Below are 3479 nucleotides of genomic sequence, written 5' to 3' on the forward strand. Positions count from 1 at the left end.
CGCGTCGCGACGCAGCAAAGCTGCGCACTTGACTACCCAGATGTCGCAAGAACAATTTCGTTTGCGGTTTGGTGGGCCGGAAGGGTCACCAAAACGCGTCTAGATAAAAAACCCCGGAATGGATCGCGCAACACTTGTTCCGCGCTCCTCTCCCACCCCGTCCTCCCCGCCGAAGCGCGAGACAATCTGCCCCTTACTGGACCCTTTTATACGCTGTATATTCCTTGGTGGGGTCTTGCAGCACGGGGCGCAGGACCATGGCCGTGTTGGCGGGGACTTCGACGCGGATGAGGCCAGCGCGCATACGGGTCTGATAGCCAGAGAAGACGTCCTTCAGAGCCTCATTATTCATCAGCTTTGAATCGCGCACCGAGATGAATTCCGAGACCGGCGCATCGGTTGGATTGACCAGCACCACCGCCAATTCACCCACTTTGTCGGTATAGCGGGTAAACGCCAGAATGGTTTCGGTGTCGAGACGGCGGAACTCGCCAATGCGGAGGGCACGCCTTTCTTTGCGCAATCGGGTCAGTTGCCGCAGCCAGACAAATTCTGGATGGCTGTCATTGGCTTTCGACCAATCCATCGGCGCGCGGTTCATCGGGTCATCGGCCCCCTCAAGACCCACCTCGACGCCATAATAGAGGTTGGGCGAGCCTGGTAGGGTGAATTGAAGCACTTGCGCCATCCGCCGATTGGCTAGATCGGGCAAGCGATTGGCCAAGCGCGGCCGATCATGATTGTCGAGCACGATCCACGAACGCAACAAACCTTCATAATCGCTGTCTTCGACCATGCGTTCGAGGATAGAGGCAGCTTGGCGGCCTGAAACCTTGCCATCGACCAGTTCATAAATCACTTCGCCCGCAGTGATGTTCAACATCCCGTCCATCGGCCCCAGCCATTGTTCAGGATAATTATAAATCTCGCCCAGCATGAGCGATCCGGGTTTTGCGCGGTGCGCCGCCTTGGTGGCATCGCCCAAGAATTTAAAGCCAATGTCATAGGCCACATCAAGCCGCCAGCCATCTACGCCATCGCGCAGCCAGCCTTGGATGACCGAATCTGGATCGCCAAACAGGCGGGCTTGGACCGCAGGGGTTTCCCATTTCACGTCGGGCAGATTGGCAATATCCCACCAGCCGCGATAGCCCATCTTATATTCTGGGCCGATGAAATACCAATCGCGATAAGGGCTTTTGGGGTTTTTCAATGCGTCTTGGAAGTGGGGCGAATTACGGCCCATATGGTTCAAAACGCCATCGAGCACGAGCCGCATGCCCTTGTCATGTAGGCTAGCGGCCAATTTCTTCACATCCTCCCGCGTGCCATATTCGGGCGAGACTTTGAAATAATCATTGGCGTCATATTTGTGATTGGTGAAAGCGTCGTGGATCGGCCCCAAATAGAGGACATCGACATCGAGACCTTTGATATAGTCGAGTTTGCTGGCCAGACTGTCGAGATCGCCACCCCAGAAATCAAGCTCGTGGGTCCAAAGCCCCTGTTCGGGCAAGAGTTTTCCGCGTTTGGGTAGGTTTGACCACGGGTGCAGGGTTCGAGGGGCCGCATAAAGCGCGCGCTTGGCTTCTAGATTCCGCGAGGGCGCAAACCGATCCACAATCACCTGATAGACCACGGGACCAATCCGCCAATCGGCTTCACGTGCGGCGAGCTTGGGCGCGAGCGCCAAATCATGGGGATTGGCGAACGAGATGGGTTCAGACACTTTCGGGCGTTCCTTTTGTTGCGAGGGATGGGGGGCTTGTGCCAAAGCCCATGTGCTGACAAGCAGGGCACCCACCGCACAGGCCCCCGCCTGCAGCCGCAGTTTCCAGCGATTCGTCGTCATGAGGCGACCTCCCCTCAGTCTCTTGTTGTTTTACTACATAGTGCCGGAGTGTCGCGGAAATGCAAGGGTGTGAGATGCGGCTCGACCCTTGCCACAAATAGGCCTAGAGCAGAGTTTAGAGGAAATCTGCTGACCCGTTTGATACAAACTTAGCTTTGAATTCAGATGGATTGAGCAGGCAAGGCAGGCAAATAGATCGCAGGACGCAAGAGGCTTGGAATGACCCCGAGGGGATTGTCACGATGAACCGGCGCTGGATGATTTTGGGCGGTACAGGTCTTGGCTTGGCCACTGGCTTTGGCATTTGGACGTGGTTTTCCCGCCGTACAGCGGCCCTAGAGGAGATGCCAAAACCAGAACCTATGCCTGCTGCGCCGCCGCCTACATCCGCCCCTCCCCCACCCAAGGCGGAAGGCGTGAAAGCTGGCCCCCCTAAATCCTCGATCCGCGAAGGCCTGATTAAGGATCCGACCGTGCGGGAGAGCCCGGAAGACGCAATTGCCCGCGGGACAGGCCTTGTCTGGCGCAAGCCGCAATTGGCCGAAGTGGTGACGCCGGATAAGTGGCTTGCCGTCCGGCCTTTGAGCGAGCCAGGCTTTGCCGCACGGGCTGGTACAGGCGTCGATGTAACAGATGCGGTTCTGCGCGAAGTGGTAGGGGATCGAGAATTGGCGCCGGGCCCTGTGGTTTTTGCCATACGCGGTGCCGCTTCGGACCGACAGATCAATCCATTTGCCTCTGGCCATCGCTTGACTGTGGTGCCGCCGGACCATTTGAACTTCTGTTGTACCATTGGTATCTGGGACCCAGAGACCAAGCAATTGTCGACCTATGCGGCCTCGACCGTGCCGAACCGAACGGCGATTGTGTCGTCCGCACTTGGCGTGCAGGCCGCCAATATGCTGCTGCCCGGGGTTTTTGACTATGTGCCGGGCTCGCACTCCAATTATAAGAAATATGGCTTCCCCTTCTCCATCATCGGCGCGCTACGCCAGAATGGGGCTGGCGGGGGTGCTGGGGCGCTGAAAGTATTGCGCGCGACAACCCCGACTGGGATGCAAGGGGCAAGCGTTTCCACGACCACGGACGATAATATTCATTGTGCGGAGACCCCTTTGCTTGAGCCCTATGACCGTTTCTCCTCGGAGGGCTGTTTAGTGGTGGCAGGGCGCTATACGCCCCAAGAGGGCCACACCGGGCCTTGGGCGCGCTTTTTGAAAGATGGGAAGTTTAAGGGCCGCGCGAAGGTCACCGTCATTCTGGCCAATAGCACGCAACTGCCAGTCGTATGACAGGCTTAGCTTAACAAGGGCGCTTAACTGGGCTATGAGGCCCGCCATGAGCATCGCCCACGCCCTTTTGTCCCTGTTTCGAATTATCAGCCCGGCACGCCGCTGACTTCGATTCCGCGTGCCGGGAAGACATCGCCACAAAATCAAGTCATGACACGCGTGGCGTGAGACCACGCAGCGCGCTTAGATAAAGACCAAACCGATGACCTCAGAACCACGCGACTATCGCCCCACCATCTTCTTGCCCGATACCCCTTTCCCCATGCGCGCAGGCCTGCCGCAAAAGGAGCCGCAATTTGTCGCAAAATGGCAGGCAGAAGACCTCTATGGCCGCC

At 57.6% G+C, this 3479-nt stretch carries 2 protein-coding genes; one reads left to right on the forward strand and one right to left on the reverse strand.

Annotated elements, in window-relative coordinates:
- Positions 1-193: 193 nt before the first annotated feature.
- The gene (locus tag IOB61_RS15525) at positions 194-1852 is read right to left on the reverse strand and encodes an alpha-amylase family glycosyl hydrolase (RefSeq protein WP_290818682.1); all 1659 of its coding nucleotides are present in this window, start codon (positions 1850-1852) and stop codon (positions 194-196) included.
- Positions 1853-2094: 242 nt separating this feature from the next.
- Here IOB61_RS15525 and IOB61_RS15530 point away from each other — a divergent pair, with 242 nt between their 5' ends.
- Positions 2095-3144, forward strand: a complete 1050-nt coding sequence (locus tag IOB61_RS15530; protein WP_290818684.1) for a hypothetical protein — start codon at positions 2095-2097, stop codon at positions 3142-3144.
- Positions 3145-3479: the final 335 nt, after the last annotated feature.

Origin of the sequence: Aquidulcibacter sp., assembly GCF_020253525.1 — a bacterium.
In the GTDB taxonomy this organism is placed as follows: domain Bacteria; phylum Pseudomonadota; class Alphaproteobacteria; order Caulobacterales; family Aquidulcibacteraceae; genus Aquidulcibacter.

Excerpts from the sequence above, each read along its gene's own strand:
- IOB61_RS15525 (WP_290818682.1), bottom strand. The coding sequence starts at position 1,852 with ATGACGACGAATCGCTGGAAACTGCGGCTGCAGGCGGGGGCCTGTGCG.
- IOB61_RS15530 (WP_290818684.1), top strand. The coding sequence starts at position 2,095 with ATGAACCGGCGCTGGATGATTTTGGGCGGTACAGGTCTTGGCTTGGCC.